Source organism: Nocardia sp. AB354 (assembly GCF_049538315.1).
Lineage (GTDB): Bacteria > Actinomycetota > Actinomycetes > Mycobacteriales > Mycobacteriaceae > Nocardia > Nocardia nova.
Genome location: NZ_JBMVFU010000010.1, coordinates 230163 through 257068, shown reverse-complemented (window position 1 = coordinate 257068; position 26906 = coordinate 230163). Strand labels below are relative to the sequence as shown.

Annotated in this window: 30 protein-coding genes; 17 read left to right on the top strand and 13 right to left on the bottom strand. The window is 70.1% G+C overall.

The features are described from left to right. Nucleotides 1-42: 42 nt before the first annotated feature. From ACPCUW_RS17345 to ACPCUW_RS17325, 5 genes are all read left to right on the top strand, one after another. Nucleotides 43-1704, top strand: coding sequence for a thiolase C-terminal domain-containing protein (locus ACPCUW_RS17345; protein ID WP_423425915.1), 1662 nt, complete (start codon nucleotides 43-45; stop codon nucleotides 1702-1704). A 263-nt stretch (nucleotides 1705-1967) separates the two neighbouring features. Next, nucleotides 1968-2864, top strand: coding sequence for an alpha/beta hydrolase (locus ACPCUW_RS17340; protein WP_423425913.1), 897 nt, complete (start codon nucleotides 1968-1970; stop codon nucleotides 2862-2864). A gap of 7 nt (nucleotides 2865-2871) precedes the next feature. Continuing rightward, nucleotides 2872-3393 (top strand): DoxX family protein, encoded by a 522-nt coding sequence (locus tag ACPCUW_RS17335; RefSeq protein ID WP_030517534.1) that lies wholly within the window; start codon nucleotides 2872-2874, stop codon nucleotides 3391-3393. Between the two features lie 29 nt (nucleotides 3394-3422). Continuing rightward, a complete protein-coding gene (locus ACPCUW_RS17330; RefSeq protein ID WP_423425912.1) occupies nucleotides 3423-4241 on the top strand; it encodes an NAD(P)-dependent oxidoreductase in 819 nt (272 codons plus the stop codon). A gap of 5 nt (nucleotides 4242-4246) precedes the next feature. Beyond that, nucleotides 4247-5074 (top strand): NAD(P)-dependent oxidoreductase, encoded by an 828-nt coding sequence (locus ACPCUW_RS17325; protein ID WP_423425910.1) that lies wholly within the window; start codon nucleotides 4247-4249, stop codon nucleotides 5072-5074. Between the two features lie 6 nt (nucleotides 5075-5080). Here ACPCUW_RS17325 and ACPCUW_RS17320 read toward each other — a convergent pair whose 3' ends face one another. Beyond that, nucleotides 5081-5635, bottom strand: a complete 555-nt coding sequence (locus ACPCUW_RS17320; RefSeq protein ID WP_423425909.1) for a TetR family transcriptional regulator — start codon at nucleotides 5633-5635, stop codon at nucleotides 5081-5083. 94 nt (nucleotides 5636-5729) lie between these two features. Here ACPCUW_RS17320 and ACPCUW_RS17315 point away from each other — a divergent pair, with 94 nt between their 5' ends. Together ACPCUW_RS17315 and ACPCUW_RS17310 are read left to right on the top strand one after the other, a co-directional pair. Beyond that, nucleotides 5730-6488 carry an SDR family NAD(P)-dependent oxidoreductase gene (locus ACPCUW_RS17315; protein WP_082857473.1) on the top strand — a complete coding sequence of 253 codons (759 nt, stop codon included), beginning with the start codon at nucleotides 5730-5732 and terminating at the stop codon, nucleotides 6486-6488. Further along, nucleotides 6485-6676, top strand: coding sequence for a hypothetical protein (locus ACPCUW_RS17310; protein ID WP_423425908.1), 192 nt, complete (start codon nucleotides 6485-6487; stop codon nucleotides 6674-6676). Before ACPCUW_RS17315 ends, ACPCUW_RS17310 begins: the two co-directional genes overlap by 4 nt. 4 nt (nucleotides 6677-6680) lie before the next feature. Here ACPCUW_RS17310 and ACPCUW_RS17305 read toward each other — a convergent pair whose 3' ends face one another. Then, nucleotides 6681-7679, bottom strand: a complete 999-nt coding sequence (locus ACPCUW_RS17305; protein WP_423425907.1) for a TIGR03617 family F420-dependent LLM class oxidoreductase — start codon at nucleotides 7677-7679, stop codon at nucleotides 6681-6683. 77 nt (nucleotides 7680-7756) lie between these two features. Between ACPCUW_RS17305 and ACPCUW_RS17300 the strand changes: the two genes are divergently transcribed. Next, entirely contained in the window at nucleotides 7757-8548 is a 792-nt protein-coding gene (locus ACPCUW_RS17300) for an enoyl-CoA hydratase (protein ID WP_423425905.1), read from the top strand. Here ACPCUW_RS17300 and ACPCUW_RS17295 read toward each other — a convergent pair. After that, entirely contained in the window at nucleotides 8541-10082 is a 1542-nt protein-coding gene (locus tag ACPCUW_RS17295; RefSeq protein ID WP_423425938.1) for an acyl-CoA synthetase, read from the bottom strand. The two genes, ACPCUW_RS17300 and ACPCUW_RS17295, sit on opposite strands and share 8 nt — an antisense overlap. An 84-nt stretch (nucleotides 10083-10166) precedes the next feature. Between ACPCUW_RS17295 and ACPCUW_RS17290 the strand changes: the two genes are divergently transcribed. After that, nucleotides 10167-11072, top strand: a complete 906-nt coding sequence (locus ACPCUW_RS17290; protein ID WP_197521912.1) for an LLM class F420-dependent oxidoreductase — start codon at nucleotides 10167-10169, stop codon at nucleotides 11070-11072. Next, on the top strand, nucleotides 11069-11938 hold the full coding sequence (locus ACPCUW_RS17285) for an SDR family NAD(P)-dependent oxidoreductase (protein WP_423425904.1): 870 nt from the start codon (nucleotides 11069-11071) through the stop codon (nucleotides 11936-11938). The genes ACPCUW_RS17290 and ACPCUW_RS17285 overlap by 4 nt, the downstream gene beginning before the upstream one ends. On the opposite strand, the gene ACPCUW_RS17280 is transcribed toward ACPCUW_RS17285, so the two are convergent. Then, nucleotides 11932-12078, bottom strand: a complete 147-nt coding sequence (locus ACPCUW_RS17280; protein WP_063833771.1) for a DUF1059 domain-containing protein — start codon at nucleotides 12076-12078, stop codon at nucleotides 11932-11934. The genes ACPCUW_RS17285 and ACPCUW_RS17280 overlap by 7 nt on opposite strands. A gap of 68 nt (nucleotides 12079-12146) precedes the next feature. Continuing rightward, nucleotides 12147-12752 (bottom strand): TetR family transcriptional regulator, encoded by a 606-nt coding sequence (locus ACPCUW_RS17275; RefSeq protein ID WP_305780437.1) that lies wholly within the window; start codon nucleotides 12750-12752, stop codon nucleotides 12147-12149. Nucleotides 12753-12886: 134 nt separating this feature from the next. On the opposite strand from ACPCUW_RS17275, the gene ACPCUW_RS17270 reads away from it, so the two are divergent. Continuing rightward, nucleotides 12887-13681 carry an acyl-CoA thioesterase domain-containing protein gene (locus ACPCUW_RS17270; RefSeq protein WP_423425903.1) on the top strand — a complete coding sequence of 265 codons (795 nt, stop codon included), beginning with the start codon at nucleotides 12887-12889 and terminating at the stop codon, nucleotides 13679-13681. A 64-nt stretch (nucleotides 13682-13745) separates the two neighbouring features. Here ACPCUW_RS17270 and ACPCUW_RS17265 read toward each other — a convergent pair whose 3' ends face one another. The 3 genes from ACPCUW_RS17265 to ACPCUW_RS17255 are packed head-to-tail and all read right to left on the bottom strand — an operon-like array spanning nucleotide 13746 to nucleotide 15672. Then, nucleotides 13746-14366 (bottom strand): TetR/AcrR family transcriptional regulator, encoded by a 621-nt coding sequence (locus ACPCUW_RS17265; RefSeq protein ID WP_423425902.1) that lies wholly within the window; start codon nucleotides 14364-14366, stop codon nucleotides 13746-13748. Then, the gene (locus ACPCUW_RS17260; protein ID WP_423425901.1) at nucleotides 14363-15196 is read right to left on the bottom strand and encodes an SDR family oxidoreductase; all 834 of its coding nucleotides are present in this window, start codon (nucleotides 15194-15196) and stop codon (nucleotides 14363-14365) included. Before ACPCUW_RS17260 ends, ACPCUW_RS17265 begins: the two co-directional genes overlap by 4 nt. After that, nucleotides 15193-15672: a VOC family protein gene (locus ACPCUW_RS17255; RefSeq protein WP_423425899.1), complete on the bottom strand. Its 480-nt coding sequence runs from the start codon at nucleotides 15670-15672 to the stop codon at nucleotides 15193-15195. Before ACPCUW_RS17255 ends, ACPCUW_RS17260 begins: the two co-directional genes overlap by 4 nt. 91 nt (nucleotides 15673-15763) lie before the next feature. On the opposite strand from ACPCUW_RS17255, the gene ACPCUW_RS17250 reads away from it, so the two are divergent. The 4 genes from ACPCUW_RS17250 to ACPCUW_RS17235 are packed head-to-tail and all read left to right on the top strand — an operon-like array spanning nucleotide 15764 to nucleotide 19864. Next, nucleotides 15764-17065 carry an acyl-CoA dehydrogenase family protein gene (locus ACPCUW_RS17250; RefSeq protein WP_423425897.1) on the top strand — a complete coding sequence of 434 codons (1302 nt, stop codon included), beginning with the start codon at nucleotides 15764-15766 and terminating at the stop codon, nucleotides 17063-17065. After that, nucleotides 17062-18078, top strand: a complete 1017-nt coding sequence (locus ACPCUW_RS17245; protein ID WP_423425896.1) for a phosphotransferase family protein — start codon at nucleotides 17062-17064, stop codon at nucleotides 18076-18078. Before ACPCUW_RS17250 ends, ACPCUW_RS17245 begins: the two co-directional genes overlap by 4 nt. Next, nucleotides 18075-18872, top strand: coding sequence for an enoyl-CoA hydratase/isomerase family protein (locus ACPCUW_RS17240; protein WP_305780431.1), 798 nt, complete (start codon nucleotides 18075-18077; stop codon nucleotides 18870-18872). The genes ACPCUW_RS17245 and ACPCUW_RS17240 overlap by 4 nt, the downstream gene beginning before the upstream one ends. 5 nt (nucleotides 18873-18877) lie before the next feature. Beyond that, nucleotides 18878-19864 (top strand): NADPH:quinone oxidoreductase family protein, encoded by a 987-nt coding sequence (locus ACPCUW_RS17235; RefSeq protein ID WP_423425936.1) that lies wholly within the window; start codon nucleotides 18878-18880, stop codon nucleotides 19862-19864. Here the strand turns inward: ACPCUW_RS17235 and ACPCUW_RS17230 are convergent. The 5 genes from ACPCUW_RS17230 to ACPCUW_RS17210 all read right to left on the bottom strand — a co-directional run bounded on the left by ACPCUW_RS17230 (nucleotide 19861) and on the right by ACPCUW_RS17210 (nucleotide 24381). Continuing rightward, nucleotides 19861-20367 (bottom strand): hypothetical protein, encoded by a 507-nt coding sequence (locus ACPCUW_RS17230; protein ID WP_423425895.1) that lies wholly within the window; start codon nucleotides 20365-20367, stop codon nucleotides 19861-19863. The two genes, ACPCUW_RS17235 and ACPCUW_RS17230, sit on opposite strands and share 4 nt — an antisense overlap. After that, the gene (locus ACPCUW_RS17225; protein WP_030517513.1) at nucleotides 20364-20987 is read right to left on the bottom strand and encodes a TetR/AcrR family transcriptional regulator; all 624 of its coding nucleotides are present in this window, start codon (nucleotides 20985-20987) and stop codon (nucleotides 20364-20366) included. The genes ACPCUW_RS17230 and ACPCUW_RS17225 overlap by 4 nt, the downstream gene beginning before the upstream one ends. 140 nt (nucleotides 20988-21127) lie before the next feature. After that, nucleotides 21128-21925: an enoyl-CoA hydratase/isomerase family protein gene (locus ACPCUW_RS17220; protein WP_423425894.1), complete on the bottom strand. Its 798-nt coding sequence runs from the start codon at nucleotides 21923-21925 to the stop codon at nucleotides 21128-21130. Next, on the bottom strand, nucleotides 21926-23197 hold the full coding sequence (locus ACPCUW_RS17215; protein ID WP_423425893.1) for an acetyl-CoA hydrolase/transferase family protein: 1272 nt from the start codon (nucleotides 23195-23197) through the stop codon (nucleotides 21926-21928). Further along, nucleotides 23194-24381, bottom strand: coding sequence for a CaiB/BaiF CoA transferase family protein (locus tag ACPCUW_RS17210; protein ID WP_423425892.1), 1188 nt, complete (start codon nucleotides 24379-24381; stop codon nucleotides 23194-23196). The genes ACPCUW_RS17215 and ACPCUW_RS17210 overlap by 4 nt, the downstream gene beginning before the upstream one ends. Nucleotides 24382-24559: 178 nt before the next feature. Here ACPCUW_RS17210 and ACPCUW_RS17205 point away from each other — a divergent pair, with 178 nt between their 5' ends. Together ACPCUW_RS17205 and ACPCUW_RS17200 are read left to right on the top strand one after the other, a co-directional pair. Next, nucleotides 24560-26074: a class I adenylate-forming enzyme family protein gene (locus ACPCUW_RS17205; protein ID WP_423425891.1), complete on the top strand. Its 1515-nt coding sequence runs from the start codon at nucleotides 24560-24562 to the stop codon at nucleotides 26072-26074. A 49-nt stretch (nucleotides 26075-26123) separates the two neighbouring features. Then, entirely contained in the window at nucleotides 26124-26903 is a 780-nt protein-coding gene (locus ACPCUW_RS17200; RefSeq protein WP_423425889.1) for an SDR family NAD(P)-dependent oxidoreductase, read from the top strand. The last annotated feature ends 3 nt before the right edge of the window (nucleotides 26904-26906 follow it).

Sequence of the window (26906 nt, the reverse complement as noted above, 5' to 3'; positions counted from 1 at the left end):
CAGCCGAATTCGCATTTCGCACCGACAAGCAGGAGGCGTGAGGTGACCACCGCGTCCGGGCGGCCGCTACCGCAACTCACCGCGCAGAACGAGTTCTTCTGGACCGCCGGCGCCGACGATCGGCTGCGCATCCAGCAGTGCCGGACCTGCGCCGAGCTGATCCATCCGCCGCAGCCGGTGTGCCGCTATTGCCGGGGCACCGAGATGGGGGTGCGGGATGTCTCCGGTGTGGCGACGCTCATCGGCTTCACGCACAACGAGCGGTTCGGACTGCCGGGGCTGCCACCGCCGTATGTGGTCGGGCAGGTCGCGCTGGTGGAGGATCCGCGAATTCGCCTGACCACCACCGTCATCGGCTGCGACGCCGCCGACCTGATGCTCGGTATGCGGATGGAGGTGGTGTTCGAACAGCACGAGGACGTGTGGCTTCCGTTGTTCCGGCCCACGGCCGAACAACCGGAGCCGGCACCGCTGCCGGCCGACGAGATCGACCCCGACCGCTTCGCCGAGCACGTCCGGCCTCGGGTCTCCGCCGCCAAATTCGAGGATCGGGTGGCGCTGACCGGCATCGGAATGTCCGAGATCGGACGGCGGCTGATGGTTCCCCCGCTGGCGCTGACCGTGCAGGCCTGTGAACGCGCGATCGCGGACGCCGGGCTCACGATGGCCGATATCGACGGAATCTCCTCGTACCCGGGCGGCGGGAACGTCGGCGGATTCGGTGAGGGCGGGGTGACCGCCCTCGAGTCGGCGCTGGGGCTGCGGCCGGTCTGGTACAACGGCGGCATCGAAACCTTCGGGCCGGGTGGCTCGGTGATCGCGGCGATGCTGGCCGTCGCGGGTGGACTGGCCCGGCACGTGCTGTGCTTCCGGACGGTGTGGGAGGCCACCTACAACGAACTGATCCGCACCGGTGCGACGGCACCGCTGGGCGGTGGCCGCACCCCCAGCTGGCAGCTGCCGTTCGGGGCGACCTCCGCGGCGCACACCCTCGCCCAGAACGCGCAGCGGCACTTCCATCGCTACGGCACGACCAAGGAGACGCTGGGCTGGATCGCGCTGAACCAGCGTGCCAATGCCGCGCTGAATCCCACTGCGGTGTACCGGGATCCGCTCACCATGGACGATTACCTGTCGGCACGGCCGGTGACCAGTCCGTTCGGCCTCTACGACTGCGACGTGCCCTGTGACGGCGCGGTGGCGGTGATCGTCTCGGCCGCCGATGCCGCTGCCGATCTGGCCAAACCCCCGGTGTACGTGGAGGCCGTGGGCACTCAGATCCTGGAGCGGGTGGAGTGGGATCAGAGCACCCTCACTCACGAACCGCAGGTGCTCGGGCAGTCGGCGCATCTGTGGTCGCGCACCGATCTGCGGCCCGAGGACGTCGACGTCGCCGAACTCTACGACGGCTTCAGCTTCAACTGCCTGTCCTGGATCGAGGCACTGCGCTTCTGCAAGATCGGCGAGGCGAAGGACTTCCTCGACGGCGGCAAGAACATCGCGCGCGACGGACTTCTGCCGCTCAACACCCACGGCGGGCAGCTCTCGCACGGACGCACCCACGGTATGGGCCTGATCCACGAGGCGGTCGCCCAGCTGCGCGGTGAATGCGGGCCGCGTCAGGTCGCCGGCGCGCGGGTGGCGGTCACGAGCAGCGGTGGGTTGACTCCGAGCGGCGTACTGCTGCTGCGGAGCGAGCGATGACCGCGGCCGCGGAGCAGCCCGCCCCAGCAGCGAGCCGGCCCATCACGCCGGCAGCGAAGCAGACCGGCACGCCGGAGGCGGACGGCCGGCGGCCGGCAGCGGCGGAGCACCATCCCGCACGGACCGCGCGGCATCTCCATGTGGCGGCCGCGACACCCCGCCCGAGAGCACAGCACAGCGCGTCCATACCCATCGCTGCCGCGTCCGACGGACGGCCGCGTCTACCGAGTGCACACCGTTCCTCCACGGCACCGGAGCGGGTGGTGACCGAGGCAGGCGGGATCGCGGTGTCGGGACTTCTGATGCGGGCGCGGGAGCCGCGTGCGGTGCTGGTCGCGCTGCACGGCGGCGCTACCACCTCGGTCTACTTCGACTGTCCGGGACACCCCGAGTTGTCGCTGCTGCGCACCGCCCGCGACCTCGGCTTCACCGTGCTGGCGCTGGACCGGCCGGGCTACGGTGCGTCGGCACCGCACGCCGATCGGCTGTGGGATCCGCGGCGGCGCGTCGACCTGATGTATTCGGCGGTGGCACAGCTGCTTCCCGACGCGCGCGATGCGGGCATACTGCTGATCGCCCACTCGGCCGGGTGCGAGCTGGCCCTGCGGATGGCCGCCGACGATCGCGGCCGCGACCTGCTGGGCCTCGAAGTAGCCGGTACCGGACGCGAATACAGCGCCGCGGCCGCGACGATGTTGTCCGGGCCGCGCGGGCCCGGTGCGCGACCGCGTGGACTCAACGAGCTGCTCTGGCAACCGGCCCGGCTGTATCCGCCCGACCTGGTCGGCGGCGCGGCGATCGCCGCGAACGGACCCCGGCTGGAAGCGGCGACCGTCACCGACTGGGCCGATACCGAATTCCCGGCCCTGGCCGGTCGGATCCGCGTGCCGGTGCGCTTCACCCTCGGCGATCACGAACGGGTGTGGCGCAACGACCCGGACGGGATGGCGCATGCCGGCACGGCGTTCACCGCGGCGCCCCGGGTGGTACTCAACCGGCAGCCTGGCAGCGGGCACAACCTGAGCGTGGGCCGTTCCGCGCGCGCCTACCACCTCGGGGTGCTGGCCTTCGCCGAGGAGTGCCTGCTCGCCGCCGGTGACGGGTTCTCCTGCTCTGCAACCCAATTCGACGGGGCCGACGGTACGCGGCCCGGAAGGTGAGGCGAAGATGGATGTCGCCGACGTGGCACTGCTGCTGTTGCGCCTGGTGGTCGGCGCGACCATGATCGCGCACGGCTACAACCATTGGCGCGGCGGTGGTCGCATCGACGGGACCGCCCGCTGGTTCGCCGGGCTCGGGTTGCGCAACGGCATCCTGCAGGCCTGGCTGAGTGTCGTCACCGAAATCGGTGCGGGCGCATTGCTGATCGTAGGCCTGTTCACGCCACTGGCGTGTGCGGCAATCATTTCGGTGATGCTCGTGGCGGGGCTGCTGGCGCATCGCCCGAACGGATTCTTCGTCTTCAAGGAGGGCTACGAGTACGTGCTGGTGCTCGCGGTGACCGCCTTGGCCACGGCCATGCTGGGCCCGGGATGGCTCTCGCTCGACCACGCCACCGATATCGAGGTCGTGGGCTGGGCGGGCGGTGCGATCGCGGCGGGGGTGGCCGTGGTCGCGACGGCCGGGCTGCTGGCGACCTTCTGGCGTCCGGCACCGGCTCCCGCGCAGCAGCCGGAAACCACGGCGTGACAGCGGCATTCGACGGAAGAGGTACGGATATGCGAGTCGGATTCATCGGATTGGGCAGTCAGGGCGGCCCCATGGCGCGGCGCATCATCGCGGCCGGATATCCGACCACGCTGTGGGCCCGCCGGGCCGCCACCCTCGAGCCGTTCGCGGAGTCCGGCGCGGCGACCGCCGAGACGCCGGCGGCACTGGGCGCCGGCAGCGATCTGGTCTGTGTCTGCGTGGTCGGCGACGACGACGTGCGCGAGGTCCTCACCGGCGAACACGGCGTGCTCGCGGGGATGTCCGCGGGCGGTGTGGTGGCCGTGCACAGCACGGTACATCCCGACACCTGCCGCGAACTGTCGAAAACCGCTGCCGTGCAGAACATCTCGCTGATCGACGCGCCGGTCAGCGGCGGCGGGCCGGCGGCCGAGGCCGGGCGGCTGCTGGTGATGGCCGGTGGTGACGCCGAGGTCGTGCAGCGCTGCCGGCCCGTATTCGACAGCTACGCCGACCCGGTGGTGCATCTCGGCGAGGTCGGCTCCGGACAGGTCACCAAGCTGCTCAACAATCTGCTGTTCACCGCGAACCTCGCGACCGCGATAAGCACCTTCACCCTGGGCGCAGGCCTGGGCGTGGATCCGGCGCGGCTGGGCGAGGTGATCGCGCACGGCACCGCGAACAGTTTCGCGCTCGGGCGCATCGTCGACGCCGGGGTGAGCCTCGATCGGCTCGCCCAGTACGCCGGTGCGCTGCTGCGCAAGGACGTCTCCCTGGTGGCTAGCCTGGCCGATGCGGCGGGGGCCGATCCCGGCGTCGTCCTCACCGCCGCGGACGCCACCCTGGCGCTGATGAATCAGCGGCGGTGACCGGGATGCGGATCGGATTCGTCGGCGCCGGGCGGATGGGCCTGCCGATGGTGCGGCGCCTCGCCGCGGCCGGGCACGAGGTCCGGGTCGCGGTGCGGCGCAGCGAGGTTCGCGACGCGGTGACCGAGGCGGGCGCCCGCGCGGTGGACACCCCCGCCGAGGCCGCCGCCGGGGCTTACGCGGTGCTGATGTGCCTGTTCTCCGACGAGCAGGTGCGCGAGGTCTGTCTCGACGGCGAACTGTCCGCGGCCATGGCCCCCGGGTCGATTCTGGCCTTGCACACGACCGGCGATCCGCGCACCGCGCACGCCGTTGCCGCACAGGCGGTGTCGCATGCCGTGCGGGTGGCCGACGCACCGGTCAGCGGCGGACCGCACGATATCGCCGCGGGTACGCTGACGGTCTTCCTCGGCTCCGACGACGAGACCGCCGCCGATCTGCGGCCGGTGATGTCCGCCTACGCCGATCCGATCCTGCACGTCGGCGCGCTCGGCGCGGGCCAGCGGGTGAAGTTGGTCAACAACGCGCTGTTCGCGGCGCAGGCGGGACTGGTCGCCGCGGCGGTGCGACTGGCGGGCCAGTTGGGCGTCACGGAGGCGGCTCTGCTGTCGGCGCTGCCGCATGCCAGTTCCTCCGGACGTGTCGTGACCAGCATCGCCGCGAAGAAGTCCGTCACCGAATTCGGCGACGCGGTGGGCGAATTCCTGCGCAAGGACGTCGCGGTGGTCCGCGCCCTCACCGCCGAACTCGGCGGCAGCCTCGGCGTACTCGACGCCGCCATCTCCGCGGCGCCGTTCGGTCGAGACGACAGCTCCGCCGTCCGGTCCGGTTGATGCCCATCAGGCTCGCAAACCCTGTTCGATCAGCGACCACCCGCGGGCGGCCAGCACCCGGCGTTCCTCCGCCCCCGCCCGCGTCAGCAGTGCGGCCAGCATCGCCAACGCGAGCATGAGGTCTTGACACGTCAGATCGGCGCGAACCCGGCCGCACGCCCGGGCGTTGTCGAGATGGTCCCCCAGTAGTGCCGCCACCCGGCTGCTCATCCGCGCCAGCCGCCCGTCGGTCAGCGACGGATCGATCAATTCGACGAACGCGATCGAGGTGACCACCTGGTCCACGATCCGCTCCAGAAGCTGATCCAATCCGGTATCCGCCTGTGCCGCATAGGCTTCCAGTCCCACCACATTGTCCTCGAAGACCGCCAGCGCGAGCGATTCCCGGTCGGCGAAGTGCCGATACAGACTGCCCTGCCCCACGCCCGCGCGGCGCGCGATCAGATTCAGCGGCGCCTCGAAACCCGATTCGGCGAACACCTCGCGGGCCGCGGCGATCAGAGCCGCTCGATTGGCGGCGGCCGCGCCGGGTCCACGATTCACTCGACGCTGCTCGGTCACCGGCCTACACTACCAACCGGACAGTGATGTCCGGTTGAAACGGCGACGTCGACACGTGCCGGCGGCCCCGCAGCGCACCGAGGAGGGAACACCGTTGAGCACCAGCAACTTTCACAATCGGGTGGCCATCGTCACGGGGGCCGGCTCCGGAATCGGGCGGGCCATGGCCATCGCATTCGCCAAATGCGGCGCCATGGTCGTGGCCGCCGATATCAGTTCCGACGGCGCCCAGGGTACCGCCGCGGAGATCGGCGCGGCCGCGATTCCGGTAGTCGTCGACATCTCCGACGAAATCGACGTCGCCCGCGCGACCCGCACCGCGATGGACACCTTCGGCCGCATCGACGTGCTGTGCAACAACGCCGGAATCATGGACAAGATGGCCCTGCCGGCCGACACCCCGGTGACCACCTGGGAACGCACCGTCGCGGTCAATCTCACCGGCACCTTCCTCATGACCCGCGCGGTGCTGCCCCATATGCTCGACCAGGGCATCGGTTCGATCGTCAACACCGCCTCCGAGGCCGGAATCCGTGGCGGCGCGGCGGGAATCGCCTACACCGCCGCCAAACACGGAGTGGTGGGACTGACCCGCAACGTGGCCTGGATCCATGCCGGGGACGGCATCCGCTGCAATGCGATCCTGCCCGGCCCGACGATGACCGGTATCGCCGGGCCCACCCCGGAATGGGATCTCGACGGGGTGACCCGGCTGCAGCCGGTGATGTCGCTGATGCGCGGTATCGCCGAACCCGAACAGATGGCCGAGGTCGCCGTGTTCCTCGCCTCCGACGCCGCCTCGTTCATCAACGGCGCGGTGGTGCCGGTGGACGGCGGCTGGTCGGCCGGTTGACCCGGCCGACCAGCGCCTCAGGCCCGTGCCGCCGGCTGGAGCAGACCGCGGCCGCCACGGTCGCGAGCCTCGACCGCGTGCTGCACACCTGGCCCGCCGCCGACGTCGCCGACTTCGCGACCTATCTGCGCCGGCTCAACACCGATATCGAGCGCCTCGACGGCCGGCCGTGGCCGCGCCCGGACTGATCCGTCACGTGTCGCAGGCCTGCCGGATCCGCCGGACCAGATCGGACACCTCGTCGGCCGGCATATCGCGGGGCGGTGCGAACGAGAGCCTGGTGAGCAGGCCACCGAAGCGGGCCGCCAGCCGCTCCGGCAGGTCCTGCACCGCGGCCACGACGGCGAAAGCCTCGACCATGTCGTCGGTGATCGACTCCGCCATCCGATCCCAGCGCCCGGCTTTCGACAGCGCGGTCAGTTCGGCATTCACCCCGCCCCAGCCGTGCAGGTCGAACAGCGAACGATAGGCGGGTGTGGAGGCGTAGAAGGCCAGCCGGCGCCGCAGCGTCGCGACACCGCGATCGATCTGCTCACCGGTGCCCGTGACGACGAAAGGCGTTGCGACGAGCTCGAAGTCGTCGCGTATCGCGGCAGCGCCGAGCGCGGGCAGGGTGCGTTCGCGGATCCAGCGGGCGGTGGTGAAGCCGTGACAGATGAAGCCGTCGGCGACCTCGGCCGCGACGCGGGTCATGGCGGGCCCGACACCCGCGAGCAGAATCGGCGGCGCGCCGAAATCGTGTGCGGGCGGGACGAAGTCGCGTGGCATCAGGGTATGCCGAGTGAATTCGCCCTCGAATGCCAGCGGCGCGCCCTCGTGCCAGTGCGCCCAGATGGCCCGTAACGCCAGGACGTATTCGCGCATCCGCGCGGCCGGACGATCGGCCGGCATCGCGAAGCGCCGTTCGATATGCGCGCGCACCTGCGAGCCGAGGCCCAGGCGCAGCCGCCCGCCGGAGAAGCGCTGCAGATCGTCGGCGGCGTAGGCCACGGTCATCGGCGAACGGGCGAGCGCCACGGCGACGGAGGTGCCCAGGCCGATACGGTCGCTGCACTGCGCCGCGACGGCGAGGGACAGGAACGGGTCACCGTTCATCTCACCCGCCCAGACCCCGTCGAAGCCGAGCCCTTCGAGTGCGCGAACTCGCGCCGCGGCGTCGTCCAGCGCGCCGATCGTGGTGTCGATTCGCACGGGGCACCTCCCATTTCACGATGAGAACATTATTCTCATAGATAAAGATGGACGTTCTGATTCGAATGGAGCAGCGCATGGCCGAGCCCTTGGTCGTCGTCGAGCACGCGGGCGGCATCACGACCGTGACGCTGCACCGTCCGGCGGTCCGCAATGCGCTCGACCACGCGCTGATGGACGCGGTGTGGGATGCGGTCGCCGACGCGGGCGCGGATCCCGATGTGGGCGCCGTCGTGGTCACCGGAGCCGATCCGGCCTTCTGCGCGGGTATCGATATCGGCGCCGCCGCCGCGCACACGCCCGGCCGGCCCGCCCGCTCCCCGGGCTCGGGCCCGGGCCGCGGAGCCGACGGCCTGTTCCGATTTTTGCCGGTGATCGACAAACCGGTCATCGGCGCGATCAACGGCGCATGCGTCGCGGGCGGGCTGGAATTGGCCCTGCAGTGCACCTTCCTCGTCGCCTCCGAGCGAGCCCGGTTCGCCGACACCCACGCCCGGATGGGCATGATGCCCGGCGGCGGGGTCACGGTCGGACTCACCCGGACGGTCGGCCGGCGCAGGGCCGTCGAACTGTCGCTGACGGGCAATTTCCTCACCGCCGCCGACGCACTCGCCTATGGGCTCGTCAATCATGTTGTGCCCCATGCGCAATTGCTGGCGTTCACGCACTCCCTCGCCGCCGAGATGCTAGCCGCTGACCGCGAGGCCGTCACCCGACTACTGCGGCACTACCGCGCCCTGGCCGACGACGACGGGAGCCGCGCGCAACTGCTGGAGGGCGTCATGGCCGAAACCTGGTCGCCCGGCACCGCTCGCATGGCCGAATACGGCGCGCGGGTGATCGAGCGAGGGCGCGAGCAGCTCAAATGATCCGGCTCTCATGGCCGTCCCAATAGTGTTGCCGCAGTAGTCGTTTGTACAGTTTGCCGTTCGGGTCGCGGGGCAGCTCGGCGGCGAAGTCCACGGTGCGCGGGCATTTGTACCCGGCGAGTTCGGCACGACACAGGGCTATCAGTTCGGCGGCCAGTGCGGAGCCCGCAGAGGCCGAATCCACCGGTTGCACGACCGCTTTCACCGCCTCGCCCATCTCGGGGTCGGGTACGCCGATCACCGCGACGTCGAGGACCGTGGGATGGGCCGCGAGCACATTCTCGGCCTCCTGCGGGTAGATGTTCACACCGCCGGACACGATCATGTGCGACAGCCGGTCGGTCAGATACAGGAAACCGTCCTCGTCGAGGCGGCCGATATCGCCGAGGGTTCGCCATCCGTGCGGTCCTGCCGCGGCGGCCGTGCGCTCGGGATCGTTGTGGTACGCGAAGGTCCGCCCGCCCTCGAAGTACACGACCCCCGTCTCACCCACCGGCACCTCCCGCCCGTCCGCGCCCACGATATGACAGGGCTGCGCCGGGCGGCCGACCGAACCCGGATGGGTCACCCAGTCCCGCGCGCCGATGTAGGTGTTGCCGATATCCTCGGTGCCCGAGTAGTACTCGTTGACGATCGGTCCCAGCCAGTCGATCATCTGCCGCTTGACCGGCACCGGGCACGGCGCCGCGGAATGCACCACATCGACCAGGCTCGACACGTCGTATCGGCGGCGCTCGGCGTCGGGCAGCCGCAACATGCGCACGAACATCGTCGGCACCATCTGGGTGTGCGTGACCCGGTGGCGCTCGATCAGTTCGAGGCAGCGGCGCGGATCGAACCGTTCCATCACGATTACGGTGGCGCCGAGGCGCTGCCACGACATGGCGAAGACCAGCGGCGCGGCGTGATACAGCGGAGCCGGTGACAGGTAGACCGCGTCCTCGCACGCCCCCGCGGCGAGCAGACCGCGCGCGATCTGCACCGGCGGCGCCTGCGGATCCCCGAGTGCGGTGGCCGGCAGCGGTTTACGCACCCCTTTCGGACGCCCGGTGGTGCCGCCGGAGTACAGCATCTCCCGGCCCTCACATTCGTCCGGCAGCCGGTCGCCGGATTCAGCGGCGAGCAGGTTGTCATACCGTTCGAAACCGTCGAGATCGCCTGCGGCACAGATCTTCACCGTGATTCGGCGCAGATCCAGCCCGGCGACCACCTCGGCCTGCGCCGCCGTGGTGACCAGCGCGGTCGCACCGCAGTCGTCGAGGACGTACTGCACCTCGCCCGCGCGCAGATGCCGGTTGATCGCGGTGTAGTAGAGACCGCACCGCTGTGCGGCCCAGGCGATTTCGAGAAACGACCGTGTGTTCTCGGCCAGGATCGCGAGATGGCCGCCGACCGCGAGACCGCGACGGCGCAGGGCCTGCGCACCGGCGCGCGACCGCTGTTCCAGTTGCGCGTAGGTCACCGTCTCCCCGCTCTCGCCCATCACGATCGCGGGCCGATCGGGACAGCGTTCGGCATACCGGCCCGGAGTCATCGGCGCGGCGCCCATCGGCAGTCCTCCCGTTCGAGCAGTGCGGAGAATCTAATTACGCAATCACGAGAATGATACTCTCGATGTGTGAGCCTGCGTTTCATCTTTCACTATCCGGAGACCGGGGGACCCGACGGCGATGTCCTCGACGCCGGACCACTGCGCGAGGTCGCGATCACGGCCGAGCGGTGCGGATTTCACGGCCTGTCACTCAGCGAGCACCCGATTCCCGGGGCACGCTGGCTGGACAACGGCGGGCACCAGACCCTGGATTCACTGGTCGCGCTCGGTTATGTAGCGGCCGCGACCGAACGGCTGCGGCTGCTCACCTATCTGGCGGTCGCGCCCTACCGCAATCCGTTCCTGCTGGCGAAGGCCGCCGCGACGGTCGACAAACTCTCCGGCGGCCGGCTGATCTTGGGCGTGGGCGCGGGCTATCAGAAGAGCGAATTCCACGCGCTGGGAGTCGATTTCGAAGAACGCAACGTCCTGTTGGACGAGGCGCTCGAGGTGCTGCCGCTGCATTGGCGCGGCGAGCCGTTCAGCTATCGCGGCCGGCATTTCGATGCCCGGGAGGTGATCGCCCGGCCGCGGCCGGTGCAGGATCCCATTCCGATCTGGATCGGCGGCAACTCCGCCGCCAGCCGCCGGCGCGCCGCGACCCGCGCCCAGGGCTGGATGCCGATGTCCGGCGGCGCGACGCTCAGCGCCACCGCCCGCACCCCTGCGCTCGAATCACACGCCCAGCTCGCCGCACAGATCACCGAGGTGCGGGCGCGCGCCGAATCCGCCGGGCGCAGTGGCGATCTCGACGTGCTGTACTCCTACCACGACCCGGATCTGCTCGACCCGGCAGCGGCCGATCGCCACCTCGAGGCCTTCGCCGAACTGGAGAAGGCGGGCGTCACCTGGCTCGTGGTGTCCAGCCGCACCGCCGACCACGCGGCGACCACCGACTTCCTCGACGCCTTCGGCGCCACCTACCTGCGATGACCACGGGCTGGTTCGAACAGCGCGCGGGCCTGGCCGGCACGGTCGCCGTGATCACCGGCGGCGCAGGCGGTCTCGGTCACGCGATCGCCACCGATCTGGCCGCCAACGGGGTGCGCCCGGCGATCATCGACATCGATGCCGACGCCGTGGAGCGGATGCGTGCGGCACTGGACGCGCAGGGATGCGATGCCGTCGTCGTCCACGGCGACGTTCGCGATCCCGACCGGCTGGCCGCGGTGTTCGACGCGGCCGAGACGCGGTGGGGCCGGCTCGACATCCTGGTCAACGTCGTCGGCGGCACCTTCCGCGCTCCGTTCACCGACACCCGCCCCAACGGCTGGGAGGCGCTGCTGCGCAGCAATCTCACCCACGTGCTGCACGCCTGCGCGCTGGCCGTACCGCGAATCCGGGCGAGCGGTCGCGGCGGCAGCATCGTCAACATCACCACGATCGAGGCACACCGGGCCGCACCGGGTTTCGCCGTGTATTCGGCGGCGAAGGCCGCGGTCGAACAGTTCGCCCGCACGCTCGCGGTCGAACTCGCACCCGATGGCATCCGCGTCAACAATGTGGCGCCGGATTACGTGCCGACCCCGAATCTGCGCCGGATGCCGCACGGGGATGCGGCGATGACCGACCCGCTCGGCGTGCGGGTCGCCATACCGCTGGGCCGGCCCGGGAAGGTTGGCGACGTCTCGGGCTGCGTGGTGTTCCTCGCCTCGGCGTTGTCGGCCTATATGACGGGAACGACCCTGCATCCCGACGGCGGTACCGGCGCCTCGGCGGGCTGGTTCAACTGGCCGGAGACCGGCTGGGCGAACTATGCGCCGATGCGCTATCTGGCCGCCGATGCGGAGAATCAGTAGGCGAGGAAGAGGATTTCGTCGCGCGAGTAGTCGTGGCCGGGGTGGTTCTCGGCCAGATGCTTCTGCGTCTTCTCGACGAGGTCGTCTTCGTCTTTGCCGACGATCTGTTCACCGCAGGGGCAGCCCAGTCTGGTCTTCAACGTCGTTCTCCATCGGTCGGGCTGGACGTGTCGTTCCTCGTCACCTTATGCACATCGTGTGCCGTCCGTCACCCCGGGTCACCCGCCCGCTCGCCCTCCGCAACCGTCCGTCCGGCGCTTACGGCGGTCCTGAGCTCGGCGAATACCTCAGCTATAACGTGTGACAATTCGCGCGTGGAGGAACCGTCGACCCACCGATCGAAGGCGATCCCGAAGACGGTCACCGCGACCCGGGCACAGAGGGTCGCGTCGGCCTCCGCGACGCCCGCGGTCCGCAGCGCGTCGGCCAGTTCGCCGCCCAGGACGGCCATTTTCCGGAGTTCACGCTCCTGCAGCGCGGGGTTGGCCGCGATCACCGCACGCCGCCGCAGTTGCCACGCCGGCAGATCGGGGATCTGCGCACCGGCCGCCTGGATCGCGGCGACCGCGGTCGCCATCGGGTCCGCATCCGCGGGCGCGGTGGTCACAGCTTCCGCGATCGCGCTGCTCAGCAGGTCCTGACCGCCGAAGAGCACCTCGCGCTTATCGGTGAAATGCCGGAAGAAGGTGCGTTCGGTGAGGCCCGCCCGCTCCGCGATCTCGGCCACCGTCGTTTCGTCGAACCCACGCTCGGCGTACAGCTCGAGGGCCGCTCGGGCGAGGCGGCCGCGCGCATCGGGTTCCCATCGACTCATGATCCGATCCTAGGTGACGACAGTTGCTGACATTCGATCCGCCGGGAGCTTTACCGGAACCGGTGAGCAGCCTCCGGATTCGGTCCTATAACGTGTTCTAATTCGAGTGGGCCGGGAACGGAAGGGCCGAGGCGATGATGGCATTCTTCAGCCGCGACGAACGGGGATTCGTCGCGGGCGACTTCGCGGTGAGCAAATGGTCGCCCGATCACGTGGCCGGGCCCGCGATCTGCGGACTGCTGGCGCGGGAATCGGAAACCCGCTGCCCGGGAGCCGGTTTCGTTCCCGCGCGGCTCACCGCCGACCTGTTCCGCCCGGTGCGGAACGAACCGATCACGGTGCACAGTGCGGTGGTGCGCTCGGGCGCCCGGGTGCGCGTCGCCGACGCGTGGATCACCCAGCAGGACGAGGTGCGGGTGCGAGCGTCGGTGATGTATCTGGCTGTCGCACAGCAACCTCCGGGCCGGATCTGGCAGGCCGAACAGTCCCTGCCGGTGCCCGACCGGCGCCTGGACGCGCCGACCGGCCAGCCACCGCTGTTCAAATGCGGCGACGGCGACTGGTCCGGCGACTTCGCCGCCGCGCAGAACGGGGAGCGCAAATCGGTCTGGCAGAATCTGCCGCCGCTGGTCGAGGGTGAGGCGATCACGCCGTTCCAGCGCGCGGCGTTCCTGGCCGATACCACGAATCTGGTCTGTAACTGGGGCACCGAGGGCGTCGGCTACATCAACAGCGACGTCACCCTCACCCTGACCCGGCTGCCGGAGGGGCGGGAGCTGGGATTGCATGCGCAGGACCATATGTCGGCCGACGGCATCGCGGTCGGCACCGCCACCCTCTACGACCGGGCCGGACGGATCGGCACCTGCGTCGTCACCGCGCTGGCCAACGCCGCCCGCCAAGTGGATATGGCCGAGACCAGAGTCTGAACGCCCCATCCGGTCGCGGCCGTGCGGCTCGCACCACAACGGCCGCTCACCGCACTCGCGCCCCTCAGTGGGCCGGGCGCGCCGCGCGCAGACAGAAGTCGGTGACGCGTTCCACGTCCCCCGCGGTCGGTTCGACTCGCCGCCACAGCAGTTCGGCGAGGCGGCCCACCACCGCGTGCGCGGCGAGCGCGGCATCGATATCCGGGTGCTCGCAACCCACTGCGGCGAACGGCGCCCACAACAACTCGGCCAGCCGGGAACTGGCCTCCGGCGGTCCGGTCACCAGCCCCTGTGCCAGACCGCCGGCATTCCACATCACCGCCCGGGTGGTCGCGGCGACCTCGCCGACCCCTTGGGACAGCACGCCGTCCACCCATTCGCGCACCGCCTCCTCGGGGGTGGGCCGCTTGCCCATCCGATGGTCCAGATAGTCCAGCAGCCGGACGGTTCCGTCTTCGAGGAGGGCGGCGACGAGCGCGTCCTTGGAGGCGAAATGCCGGTAGAAGGCATCGTTGGACAAGCCGGCGACGGCGACGATATCGGCGACCCGCGGCCGCGACTCGGTGCCGCAGCGCCGCATCACCGCCAGCCCGGCATCCAGCAGCCGCCGCACCTCGGCGGTGTAGGCGGCGCCGCGTTCGGCCAGTGCCCGCTGGGCGATCCGGGCCGCGACGTCGTCGCTCACCGCCGCGCGTCCGGCCCGGCCCGCAGCGCCGCCGTCACGCCGCCGTCGACGACCAGGTCGGTGCCGTTGAGGAAGCTCGCCGCGTCCGAGAGCGCGAAGGCCACCACGGCCGCCACCTCTTCGGGACGCCCTTCGCGGCGCAGCGGCGTGCGCTCGACCAACTGTCGCATAGTCGCGTGTTCGGCTGCTTCCTGGCGGCCCTGCGGGGTGTCGATAATGCCGGGCGAGACCGAGCAGATCCGCCCTCCGGAGGGCCCCAGCCGCACTGCCTCCCGCCAGACCAGCCGCTGCACACCGCGTTTGGCCCACCCGTAGGCGATGCCCGGATGCTCCACCGCCGGGCCCACGGTCTCGCGGATCCGGTCGAGGAAATGCTCGTGCAGCGGATCGTCGAGCACGGCGAGGGCGGCGGGATCCGGTGGGTTCGGATCCAGCAGCGGCGCCATCGAGGCGAACACCACCGTCGCCGCGCCCGGACCGACCAGGGGCCGCAACGCGTCCAGCAGGTGGACGGTGCCGATCAGGTCCACGGTGAAGATGCGGCGCCAGTCCGCCATCGTGGGCGAGATCCCCGCCGCATGCGCGACGGCACGCAATTGCCCTCGGCCGCCGACATATTCCGCCAGTTCCGAGACCCGCTCGCGATCGGCGACGTCGACCACGAACGCCTCGGCCCGGGTATGCCCGGACGTCAGCTGCCGCGCGGCCGCGGCCGCACCCGCCTCGTCCCGATCGGCCAGCACCAGCACATCCACCCGTTGCGCCAGCGCGCGGGCACATTCCAGGCCCATCCCGCGTCCCGCGCCGGTCACCAGCCCTACCGCTGTCATCCTCGATCACCTTCGTTCTGTCGTTCGTCACCCGGCGCCGCCCAGCAGCGGGCCAGGCCGGATTCGGCGGCGCGCGTGAGCAATTCGACGCGGAAGCCGTTCGGGCCGTTCAGGAAGGCGAACAGCGGCGCATCGCCGGGACCCGGCCGCATCGCCTCCACCGTGTATCCGGTTCGCTCCAGTTCCGCGATATCGGCGGCCACGTCGTCGGACCAGTAGCCGACGTGGTGAATGCCGCTGCCGGACACCGGTTCCCACAGGGTGCCCGCCACCGCCCGGATCACCTCCACACGCGGCACGGTCGTCGAGTACACGCAGCGGATATCGACGGCCTGTTCACCGGAGGACGACACCACCGTGAGCGGCCCGCCCGTCTCGATACCCCACTCGTAGCCCAGCACCCGCGACAGCGCCGCGGTCGTGGCCGCCACGTCCGCGGCGACGATGCCGATGTGGAACTGGTCGGCGGCCCTCATCCGTTCCCTCTCGCCGAAATGACAGTCACCGTGTCAAGAATGCTATTCTTCTTCATGAGAATCATATTTCCACCGAATGGGAGGAGGCGCAATGGCGTGGGACTTCGAGACCGATCCGCAGTTCCAGCAAAAGCTGGACTGGGCCGATGCGTTCGTCCGCAAGGAGGTCGAACCGCTCGACCTGATCTGGCCGCACGAGCAGTTCGTGCCGCCGGACCCGGCCCGCCGCGCCGTGCTCGATCCGCTCAAACAGCAGGTGCGCGACCAGGGGCTGTGGGCCACGCATCTGGGCCCCGATCTCGGCGGGCAGGGCTACGGGCAGCTGAAACTGGCGCTGCTGAACGAGATTCTGGGGCGGTCGTCGTGGGCGCCGGTGATCTTCGGATGCCAGGCGCCCGATACCGGCAACGCCGAGATCATCGCGCATTTCGGCACCGAGGAGCAGAAGCGGCGCTACCTGCGGCCGCTGCTCGCGGGTGACCTGTTTTCCAGCTATTCGATGACCGAACCGCAGGCCGGCGCCGACCCGACCCGGTTCACCACCTCCGCCGTGCGCGACGGCGACGACTGGATCATCAACGGCTGGAAGTTCTTCTCCTCGAACGCGGCCACCGCGGCCTTTCTCATCGTCATGGTGGTGACCGACCCGAATGTCAGTGCCTACCAAGGCATGTCGATGTTCCTGGTCCCGACCGACACTCCCGGTGTTCGCATCGAACGCAATGTCGGGCTCTACGGCGAGCCGCTCGACGGCGGCGCGCACGCGCTGATCCACTACGACAATGTGCGCGTGCCGGATTCGGCACTGCTCGGCGGCGCCGGACAGGCGTTCGCGATCGCGCAGACCCGGCTCGGCGGTGGCCGCATCCATCACGCCATGCGCACCATCGGACTGGCCCGCAGCGCGCTGGACATGATGTGCGAGCGGGCACTGAGCCGCGAAACGGCGGGCAGCCGGTTGTCGGACAAACAGTTCGTGCAGGGCTATATCGCCGATTCCTACGCCCAGCTGCAACAGTTCCGGCTGTTCGTGCTCTACACCGCGTGGGAGATCGACAAATACAACGACTACCGCAAGGTGCGCAAGGACATCGCCGCGGTGAAGGTCGTGATGCCGACCGTGCTGCACGACATCGCCTGGCGCGCGATGCAGGTGCACGGTGCGCTCGGGGTCACCAACGAGATGCCGTTCTTCACCATGATCCACGGCGCCGGGGTGATGGGGCTGGCCGACGGGCCCACCGAGGTACACAAGGGCACCGTCGCCAAACAGGTACTGCGCGAGTACCGCCCGAGCGAGGATCTGTGGCCCAGCCAGTGGATTCCGAAGAAGCTCGACGCCGCGCGCGCGAAATTCGCCGACTATCTCGAACACGAAGTAGGTAACCAGTGATCGACACCGCCCGCCTCGCCGAGTGGATGGACGCCCGCGACCTGCCCGGCCGCGGCGAACCGGCGCAGGCCCGGTTCCTCTCCGGCGGCACCCAGAACGAGATCTATCTGATCGATCGCGGCGACCATCGCTGCGTCCTGCGCATCCCGCCCGCCGGCGCACCACCCGAACGCGACGCCGGGATCGAGCGGGAGTGGCGGATCACCGCGGCCCTGGAGGGCACCGACGTGCCGCATACGCCCGCGGTCGCGGTCTGCACCGACCATTCCGTGCTGGGCCGCACCTTCTACCTGATGGGCTATGTGGACGGCTGGTCGCCGATGGACAGCAAACGCTGGCCGGCACCGTTCGACACCGACCTCGGCGCCCGGGCCGGCCTGGCCTACCGACTCGCCGAAGGGATCGCCCTGCTGTCGCGAGTCGACTGGCGCGCCAAGGGATTACAGGATCTGGGCCGTCCCGACGGCTTCCACGAACGGCAGGTCCAGCGCTGGACCGACTTCTTCGCCCGCCACCGCGGCCGCGACCTCGACGGGATGGCCGAGGCCGCCGCATGGCTGCGCGCGCACCGGCCCCTCGACTACATCCCGGGCCTCATGCACGGTGACTACCAGTTCGCCAACGTCATGTTCGAACACGGCGCGCCCGCCCGGCTGGCGGCGCTGGTCGACTGGGAGATGGGAACGGTCGGCGATCCGAAACTCGATCTCGCCTGGATGGTGCAGAGTTGGCCGGAGGACACCTCCGCACCGGAGGCCGCGGGAGTGAGTTATGTGGATCTGCGCGGTATGCCGTCGCGCGACCAACTGGTCGCGCACTACGCGGACGTGTCCGGCCGCCAGGTCGACGACCTCGACTACTACCTGATCCTGGCGAAATGGAAGCTGGCGATCGTGCTGGAACGCGGTTTCCAGCGCGCCGGAGACGATGTCAAATTGCAGTCCTTCGGCCCGATCGTGCCGAAGTTGATGCGCGAGGCCGCCGACCTCGCCGAGAGTACGGAGTACCGATGAGCACCACCGAATCCACCGACCAGGTCGTCGTCGAGCGCCGCGACGCGGTGCTGATCGCCCGGATCAACCGCCCGGATGCGCGAAACGCACTCAACGGCATCGTATTACGCGGTCTCGGCGCGGCGGTGCTGACCGCCGAAACCGATCCGCAGATCCGCGCACTGGTGCTCACCGGCACCGGCGACCGCGCGTTCTGTGCCGGGATGGATCTGCGCGAATTCTCCGACGGCTCCGGCACACACGCGGCGTCACCCGAGGAACGCAGCGCTCTCGAGGCCTACTCCCGCATGGCCTCGGGCCGCACGCCGGTTCCGGTCATCGGCGCCGCCAATGCCACCGCGGTGGGCGGTGGCCTGGAACTGCTCATGGGTTGCGATGTGATCGTGGCCTCCGCGGCAGCGAAGTTCGGGCTCCCCGAGGTGAAACGCGGACTTTTCGCCGCGGGCGGTGGCACCGGTATCGGCACGCGCATTCCCCTGGGCATCGCTCTCGAATTGCTGCTGACCGGACAGCTCATCGATGCCGAGCGCGCCGAGCGGATCGGTCTGGTGAACGCGGTAGCCGCACCGGCGGACGTTCTCGACACCGCGGTTGCCCTCGCGACCACTGTCGCCGCCAACGCACCGCTCGGTTTGGCGGCTTCCAAGGAACTCGCCCGCTTGGCGGTCACCGACGACGCCGCGGCCACCGAACGCCTGAAGCATTGGCAGACCACGGTTTTCGCCAGCGCCGACGCCACGGAGGGCGCCCGCGCATTCCTGGAACGTCGCACACCCCGCTGGCAGGGCAAGTGAGCCGGATGCGGGCGGCGGTGTGCCCGGAGTACGGGCCACCGGAGGTGGTGCGCATCGAGGAGCGGCCGGTTCCCGAACCGGGCACCGGTGAGGCCCGGGTGCGGGTGCGCGCCGCCGCGGTCAACTTTCCCGATGTCCTGCTCGTGGCGAACGAGTATCAGATCAGCGTGCCCCCGCCGTTCGTCCCGGGCAGCGAATTCGCCGGCGAGGTCGTCGCGCTCGGTCCCGGCTGCGGGCCGATCGCGATCGGCGATCGCGTGTGCGGCACCGGCCTGCACGGCGCGTTCGCCGAACAGATCGCGGTCCCGGCCGGCAAGCTGACGCACGTTCCGGAGGACGTCGATTTCGCCGACGCGGCCGCCTTCGGCGTCACGTATCGCACTGCGTACCACTGCATTCGGTCGGTGGCACGGGTGTCGGCGGGCGCGGAGCTGATCGTGCTCGGCGCCGGGGGTGGCGTCGGGTCGGCGGCGGTCGCGCTCGGTGCCCGGCTCGGGCTGTCGGTGACCGCGGTGGCCTCCTCCCCCGCCAAACTCGAGGTGGCGAGATCTCTGGGGGCCGCGCATCTGATCGACCACCGCGGTGGGAATCTGCGCGACGGGTTACGTGCCGCGCTGCCGGGGGGCGCCGATGCGGTCATCGATCCGGTCGGCGGCGAGCTCAGCGAACCGGCGCTGCGGTCGTTGCGCCGCGGCGGGCGTTTCGTCACCGTCGGCTACGCCGCCGGCACGGTTCCCCGGATTCCGCTGAACCTGGTGCTGGTCAAGGGCATTCACGTGCTCGGCTTCCAGTTCCAGGATATCGATCGGGCCGAATTCGACCGCAACGAGCGCGAACTCGGCCGGCTGCTCGCCGACGGCCTGCGCCCGCATATCGGCGCCCGCTTCGCACTGTCCGACTCCACCGCGGCCCTCCGGCTGGTCGCCGACGGGCACGCGGTCGGAAAGGTCGTCATCGACATCGACGAGGACGGCGACAGGGCGGGCGGTTAACCCGCCACCGGCACCAGATCCACCGGCGGCGCCCACACCGGCGCTCCGCTGCGGAAGGTCTCCAGCGGAGCCACCGAGGTGGCCGGTATCCCCGCGGCGGCGAGGGCCTGCCGCTTGAAAGCCCGTGCGGCGACGCTCAATCGGTGCTGCACGGTATCGACCCGGCAGTCGAGTTCGTCGGGACAGAACTCGCCGAGCAGCGTGACCTCGGACAGTCCGCGGTCGAGTGTGTCGAGGACGCCGCAGCGAATGCGGTGATCGGTTTCGAACAGTTCGCCGGCCAGCGCCACCGCGTGCGGATGCGGGCCGTGGACGGGCGAGGACAGCGAATCCTCCATATCGAGTACCACGGCGCCGAGAATCTCGAGCGCGCGGGCGTGGGTGGGATCGCCGACGATGACGGCGACCTCCCAGCCCGCCATCCCGCGGTCGAACAGCCAGCCGCCGGCGCAGCGCACCACCTCGGTCACCGTCGGCGCCACCACACCCAGCCGGTACCTCAATGGACGTCGCTGCGCGTCAGCTCGCGTTCGAGCGACCGAGCGTACTCCTGGAACACCTTGGTCAGTGGAATCGAGGGATCGAGCAGCCATGACGTTTCCATTCCATTGAGAAAAGCGACTATCTCCACAGCCTTGACGGCAGGGTCCACATCGGCGCTGTAGCGCCCGCAGCGCTGTCCGCGCCGGATACTGTCGGCAACCTGATCGGTCGCCGCACGGTAGCGATCGAGCAGGCGATCGTGCAGCGGCGCATCGGGTTCCAGGTTCTCGATCAGCAGCACGGCGTACATGCCGATCAGATCGGGTGCGCGGCGAAAGCGATCGGCGACACCGGCGATCTGTTCGGGCAGTTCGCCTTCCAGATCCGCATGCAGTTCGTCGTCGGTGTCGCGGGCCTCCAGGACCGCGTGCAGCAGTTGATCCTTCGATTCGAAGTGGTGCAGCAGCCCGGCCGGGGTGACTCCGGCCTCCCGGGCGATCTGCGCGAGCGTGGTCGACCGCCACCCGTTGCGGGCGAGCATCCGCTGCGCCACGGCGAGGATGCGCAGCTTGCGCTCCTCCCCCTTGGCGAGCAGCGTGTCGTAGGCCCGAACGTTGGCTGGCCGTCGCTGACCGGACACCGAACTCCTTTGGTCGAAGCAACCTACTGAACACACAGTAGGTCGGTTTGGGCTGTGTGACAAGGGTCTCATTTGTGCCGACTTCTGCCTCAGGTCACATCCGACGCGGCAGGCGCATGACACGACCCGCCCGGCATCGGTCAACGCCCCTTCCACACCGGCGCCCGGCGCGCGGCGAAGGCCGCCGGCCCCTCCTGCGCGTCCTCGCTGTAATAGCAGCGTTCACTGGCCGCCCGGGCCGCCTGCAGGGCCGCCGAACGGCCCATCTCGGTGGCGAGCATAACCGTCTCGCGGGCGGCGCGGACCGAAAGCGGTGCGCCGCTGAGGATTTCGCGAGCCAGCTCGATCGCGGTGTCCAGTAGTCGTTCGGGTTCGGCGAGGCGATTGACCAGGCCGATCTCGTAGGCTCGCCGCGCGTCGATGGGGGCGCCGGTCAAGAGCAGTTCCATCATGACGCGCTGCGGGATCATATGGATCAGCGGCGCCGCCCACGGGGAACTGCGGCCGACCTTCACCTCGGTGACCGCGAAACGCGCGGTCGTCGCCGCGACGCACAGATCGCAGGCCTGCGCGATCATCCATCCGCCGGCGAATGCGGCGCCGTTCACCGCGGCGATGGTCGGTTTCGACAACTCGACGGTGTCGTACGGCAGCGGATACATGTCACGCGGCGGCGCCTGCATACCGGTGGCGACCATCTCCTTCAGATCCCCTCCGGCGCAGAAGGCCTTGTCCCCCGCGCCGGTGAGGATCGCGATCCGCAGCGCCGCGTCGTGTTCGAAACGGTCCCAGGCGGCGAACAGCCCCGCACGGATGTGGGCGTCCAGGCAGTTGCGGGTGGCGGGGCGGTTCAGCGTGATGACGGCGATGCCGTCGGCGCGGGCGTCGAACAGCACCGCCTCGCCGCCGGTCGCATCGGTCACGGGTGTGCCGGTCATTCAGAATCCTCGCTTCGTGATCTCGGCCGCGGCCCGTTCCAGGTCTTCGCGGAAATCGGGATGGGCGATCGCGGTCAACCGGCGCGCCCGCTCGGCGAGCGTGCGCCCCGCGAGCTCGGCCGCGCCGAATTCGGTGACGACGATGTCGGTTTCGCTGCGTGCGGTGGTGACCGGACCCGACAGAGTGGCGCTGATCCGGCTCACGGTGCCGCCCTGCGCGGTGGCGGGCAGCGCGATGATGGCGTGCCCACCGCGGGCGCGGGCCGCGCCGCGCACGAAATCGACCTGTCCACCGGTGCCGCCGAGATATGCGGTTCCGTGCTGTTCGGCGTTGACCTGTCCCGTGAGGTCGACCTCCACCGCGGAATTGATCGACACCAGATCGTCGAGCCGGGCCAGCACCGCGGCATCGTGGGTATAGGTGGCCGGGCACATGCGGATCGACGGGTTGCGATCGGCGAAATCGTAGAGCCGGCGGGTGCCGATGAGCGCACCCGTCACCGAGACGCCGGTGTCGATGGGCTTGCGCGCGTTGGTGATCGCGCCCGCCTCGACCAGATCCACCAGGCCGTCGCCGACCATCCCGGAATGGACGCCGAGATCCACCCGGTCGCTCAGCATCCGCAACAGCGCGTCGGGCACCGCGCCGATGCCGGTCTGCACCACGGCGCCGTCGCCGATGTAGGCGGCCGCATGGCGGGCGATCGCCTCGTCGACGGGCCCGATTCGCGGCGGCGCGACGGTGACCGGTGGTCGCGAGACCTCGACGGCGTAGTCGATCGCGCTGCCGGGAATCGATTCGCCGTAGGTCCACGGCACCTGTTCGTTGATCTCGGCGACCACCACCCGCGCGGCGCGCACCGCCGCGGCGACATGGTCGCTCACCAGCCCGAGGCTGTGGTCGCCGTGCCGGTCGGCGGGCGCGACCTGAACGAAGGCGCAATCGCAGCGCAGCGCACCGGATTCGAGCATCGGCCCGATCTGCCCCACATGGCAGGCGATCACCTCCAGCGCATGCGCGGCGGTGAGGCCGCGCAGCGCGCCGATCGCGCCCATACTGCACATTCGCAGGCCCGCGGTGGCGGCCGGGGTGAACGATCCGGAGAAGCTGGTGGCGATGAAGGCGGTCAGCCCGCCGATGCCCGCGGCCTGCCGCAACAGCGCTTCGACCAGCGTCGGCGGTTCGCCGCAGGCCTGCCCGATCACGAGATGATCGCCGGGCCGGAGGAATTCGCTCAGATCCAGATCCGCGGGATCGCGCACGACCGTCATGCGGCGCCCCCGCTTTCACCGGCGCGCGCGAAACCGCTGTCCCGATCGCCGACGAGTTCGGCGGTGTGCGCACCCAGCCGCGGCGCCGGCCCGGCCACGCGACCCGGAGTGCGGGAGAACCACGCGGGCGGCCCGGGGAACCGCACCGGACCGTTCGGCGTGTCGACGGTTTCGAAGAAGCCGACCGCCTCGAGATGCGGATTGTGGAACAGCGCCTCCAGCGAATTCACCGGCGCGGCGGGGATGTCGAGCGCACCGAGCAGCTCCAGCCACTGCTGTGTCGTGCGTTCCCGGAACGTGTCGGCCAGCAGGGCGTAGACCTCGTCGATCCGCGCCGCGCGCTGCGCCAGGGTGGCGAATTCGGATGTGGCCCAGGGCGGGCGCACCGCGTCGACGAACGCGTTCCACTGTTTGTCGTTGTAGACCAGCGCCGCGAGATATCCGTCGGCGGTGCGGTAGGGCTTGCGGTCGGGCGTCAGCGCGCGGGGATATCCCGGCGGCGCGAGCGCCGGTTCGAACAGCGCGCCCGCGGCGTGCTCCACGAGCATGAACGCCGCCATCGTCTCGAACATGGCGACCTCGACCTCTTGGCCCTCGCCGGTGCGTTCCCGGTGGAACAGCGCCATGACCGTCGCGTACAGGGCGGTCAGGCCGGCCACCTTGTCGGCCATGATGGTGCCGACGTACGCGGTGTTGCCGGTCAGGCGCTGTTGCACGTAGGGCAGTCCGCATTCGGCCTGGACGGTGTCGTCGTAGGCGGTGCGATCGGCGTCCGGGCCGCGGCGGCCGTAGCCGTAGCAGTTGGTGTAGACGATCGCCGGGTTCAGTGCCGCCACCGCGGGATAGTCGAAGCCCAGCGCCGTGATCGCCCGCCCGCGCATCGAATGGATGAAGACATCGCCACCGCGGATCAGGTCGCGCAGCGCCGCCTTGCCGGACTCGGTACGCAGATCCAGCACCACGCTGCGCTTACCGCGGTTGACGTTGACGAACACCCCGCCCATGCCGGGTTCCGGACCGGCGGAGATGTAGCGGGTGTTGTCCCCGGCGGGCGGTTCGACCTTGATCACCTCCGCGCCCATATCGGCCATGATCTGAGTGCAGTACGGGCCCATGACCATGGCGGTCAGGTCGATGACCCGCACTCCCGCCAGCGGACCGGCGGCGGTGTTCGACGGCTGCATGATCGGTGCCTCCTCGTTCGACACTCCCCGCACGACGACCGGCTCCGGACGGGTGCGACGACGGCGTCCGGGCACGCGGAATCGAAACCCACCGGCCGCGGAGTCGTGAACGGGCCTCTGGGGCAACATCTTCAGGCTATCTGATGAATCTTTACAAGGATAGTGATATCAAGGTTCGGTGGGCAGTGACAACAACGGCGTGCGGATTCCCGCATCGGTGGCCACGATCCTCGATCCGGTGCTGGCTACCCGCGCCGACGCCACCGCGATCGAAGCGGCATCGGGCGCGTGGACGTATGCCGAACTCGACACCGCGGCGGCGCGGGCGGCCGGTGCGCTGTGGCATCTGGGGGTGCGCCCGGGCGATCGGGTCGCGGCCTGTCTGCCCAACGACCTGCCCATCGTGGCGGCCTTTCACGGCGCGCAGCGGATCGGCGCGGTATGGGCGGGAATCGGCGAGGCGTCCGCGGCATCCGAACAGCAACTGCTGTGCGATCTGGTGGAGCCGTCGGTCGTCCTGGCGGGGCCGCGATTCGACGCGCGGGTCGCGCGGGCGGTCGATCCCGACCGGTGGGCCGGGCTGCTCCGCACAACGGATCCGGCGCCGCGGGTCGAGACCGATCCCGACGCGCCGGCGGGCATCGCGTTCACCAGCGGCACCTCCGGCGTTCCCAAGGCGGTCGTGCATTCCCAGCGCGGGATGCTGCTGCCGGGTGCGGTCACGGTGGCCACCCGCGGCTGGGGGCCGGATCTGCGCCGCGGTGACAGTTTCGCCCTGACCATTCTCAACATGATGATCCTGTCCACTCTCACCACCGCGCAGGCGGGCGGGACCGCGGTGATCATGAATCGCCGCGACGCCGAGGGCGTGGCGGAATGGATTGCCGCGCATCGGGTTACGGTGTGGAACGGAGCGCCCGCCCAGCTCTACGACCTGGCCCGGCGCAGCGCCGATCTGAGCTCGCTGCGTGAGGTGTGGAGCGGCGGCAGCGACACCTCCGACGCCGTGCGCGACGCCTTCGCCGAGGCGCACGGTCTGGTTCCGCGGGTCACCTACGGGCTCACCGAGGCGCCGACCGTGGTGTCGATCGACCCGCCAGGATCGGCGTGGCGGCCGGGTACGAGCGGCCGGGTGACACCGCAATTCGACGTCGCCGCCTACGACGACGAGGACCGACGCCTGCCCGCCGGTGAACCGGGTGAACTGCGGCTGGCCCCCGCAGCGGCCGGGCCGTGGGCGGGCCGATGGATTCCGATGCTCGGCTATTGGTCCGACGGCCGGGTACGTCCGGGCGAACCGCCGCCGCTGCCGACCGGCGATATCGGAACCGTGGACGAGCGAGGCTGGCTGCGGGTGATCGACCGCAAGAAGCTGGTGATCATCCGGGGCGGCGCGAACGTCTATCCGCTCGAGGTGGAACGCGTCATCACCGGGCATCCGGGAGTGGCCGCGGCCGCGGTCTGCGGGATACCCGACGAACGGCTCGGCCAGCGCGTCGCTGCTGTCGTCGAAAGTTCCGGCCCGGCACTGGATTTCGATGCGCTCACGGCCTGGTGCCGGCGCGAACTCGCGAGCTACAAGGTGCCCGAGCGCTGGGTCCGGGTGCCGGCGCTGCCGGTCAATGCGATGGGCAAGATCCAGCGCACCGAACTCGCGGCGCTGGTGACCGCAGGGCTCGGGGACCCGTCGTGACCGCTCGGCGCACCCTCATGAAACCTGCTGCGGCGAAAGGAAATACGCGGTGACCGGACAGCACAGCTCCGGCGGGGCGGACGTCTTCGACCTGAAGGGCCGGGTCGCGATCGTGACCGGCGCGTCGTCGGGCCTGGGGGCAGCCGTGGCCCGCACCCTCGCCGGACTCGGCGCGCGGGTAGCGGTGGTGGCGCGCCGGCGTGATCGGCTGCGGGAACTGGCCGAGGAGATCGACGGCCTCGCCGTCACCGCCGACCTGTCGGAGCTGGACCGGGTCGGCGCCATCGCCGAGGCCACGGCCGGCGGGCTCGGTCCACCGGAAATACTGGTCAACGCGGCGGGCACCATGTTCACCGAGGAACGCGCGGAAGCCGAACCGCTGCCCGCCATCCGGTCCACCCTGGAGCTGAATCTGGCCGCACCGCTGCTGCTGTCGCAGGCGGTGTTCGAACATATGCGCGCGGTCGGCCGCGGCAGTATCGTCAACATCTCCTCGATCAGCGGCCGGGTGGGCATCCCCGGCATCCCGCAGGCGTCCTACGCCGCCAGCAAGGCGGGATTGTCCGGCCTGACAGCCGAATTGGCGGTCCAGTGGGCCCGCCACTCCATCCGGGTGAACACGGTGGCCCCGGGCTTCTTCCGCAGCGAGATCACCGCCCCGCTCTACGACAACGAGCGTCCCCGCGAATACCTCCGCCGCAACACTCCCCTGCCCCGCCACGGCACACCGGAGGACGTGGTGGGCGCGGTCGCCTGGCTGGCCGGTGACGCCGCGGGCTACGTGACGGGCCAGACCATCGTCGTCGACGGTGGGTGGACCGCCCGCTGACCC

Excerpts from the sequence above, each read along its gene's own strand:
- ACPCUW_RS17325 (WP_423425910.1), top strand. The coding sequence starts at position 4,247 with ATGCGGATCGGATTCGTCGGCGCCGGGCGGATGGGCCTGCCGATGGTG.
- ACPCUW_RS17240 (WP_305780431.1), top strand. The coding sequence starts at position 18,075 with ATGAGCACCACCGAATCCACCGACCAGGTCGTCGTCGAGCGCCGCGAC.
- ACPCUW_RS17275 (WP_305780437.1), bottom strand. The coding sequence starts at position 12,752 with ATGAGTCGATGGGAACCCGATGCGCGCGGCCGCCTCGCCCGAGCGGCC.
- ACPCUW_RS17210 (WP_423425892.1), bottom strand. The coding sequence starts at position 24,381 with ATGCAGCCGTCGAACACCGCCGCCGGTCCGCTGGCGGGAGTGCGGGTC.
- ACPCUW_RS17220 (WP_423425894.1), bottom strand. The coding sequence starts at position 21,925 with ATGACCGGCACACCCGTGACCGATGCGACCGGCGGCGAGGCGGTGCTG.
- ACPCUW_RS17215 (WP_423425893.1), bottom strand. The coding sequence starts at position 23,197 with ATGACGGTCGTGCGCGATCCCGCGGATCTGGATCTGAGCGAATTCCTC.
- ACPCUW_RS17330 (WP_423425912.1), top strand. The coding sequence starts at position 3,423 with ATGCGAGTCGGATTCATCGGATTGGGCAGTCAGGGCGGCCCCATGGCG.
- ACPCUW_RS17250 (WP_423425897.1), top strand. The coding sequence starts at position 15,764 with ATGGCGTGGGACTTCGAGACCGATCCGCAGTTCCAGCAAAAGCTGGAC.
- ACPCUW_RS17285 (WP_423425904.1), top strand. The coding sequence starts at position 11,069 with ATGACCACGGGCTGGTTCGAACAGCGCGCGGGCCTGGCCGGCACGGTC.
- ACPCUW_RS17260 (WP_423425901.1), bottom strand. The coding sequence starts at position 15,196 with ATGACAGCGGTAGGGCTGGTGACCGGCGCGGGACGCGGGATGGGCCTG.
- ACPCUW_RS17300 (WP_423425905.1), top strand. The coding sequence starts at position 7,757 with ATGGCCGAGCCCTTGGTCGTCGTCGAGCACGCGGGCGGCATCACGACC.
- ACPCUW_RS17255 (WP_423425899.1), bottom strand. The coding sequence starts at position 15,672 with ATGAGGGCCGCCGACCAGTTCCACATCGGCATCGTCGCCGCGGACGTG.
- ACPCUW_RS17335 (WP_030517534.1), top strand. The coding sequence starts at position 2,872 with ATGGATGTCGCCGACGTGGCACTGCTGCTGTTGCGCCTGGTGGTCGGC.
- ACPCUW_RS17295 (WP_423425938.1), bottom strand. The coding sequence starts at position 10,082 with ATGACTCCGGGCCGGTATGCCGAACGCTGTCCCGATCGGCCCGCGATC.
- ACPCUW_RS17235 (WP_423425936.1), top strand. The coding sequence starts at position 18,878 with ATGCGGGCGGCGGTGTGCCCGGAGTACGGGCCACCGGAGGTGGTGCGC.
- ACPCUW_RS17270 (WP_423425903.1), top strand. The coding sequence starts at position 12,887 with ATGATGGCATTCTTCAGCCGCGACGAACGGGGATTCGTCGCGGGCGAC.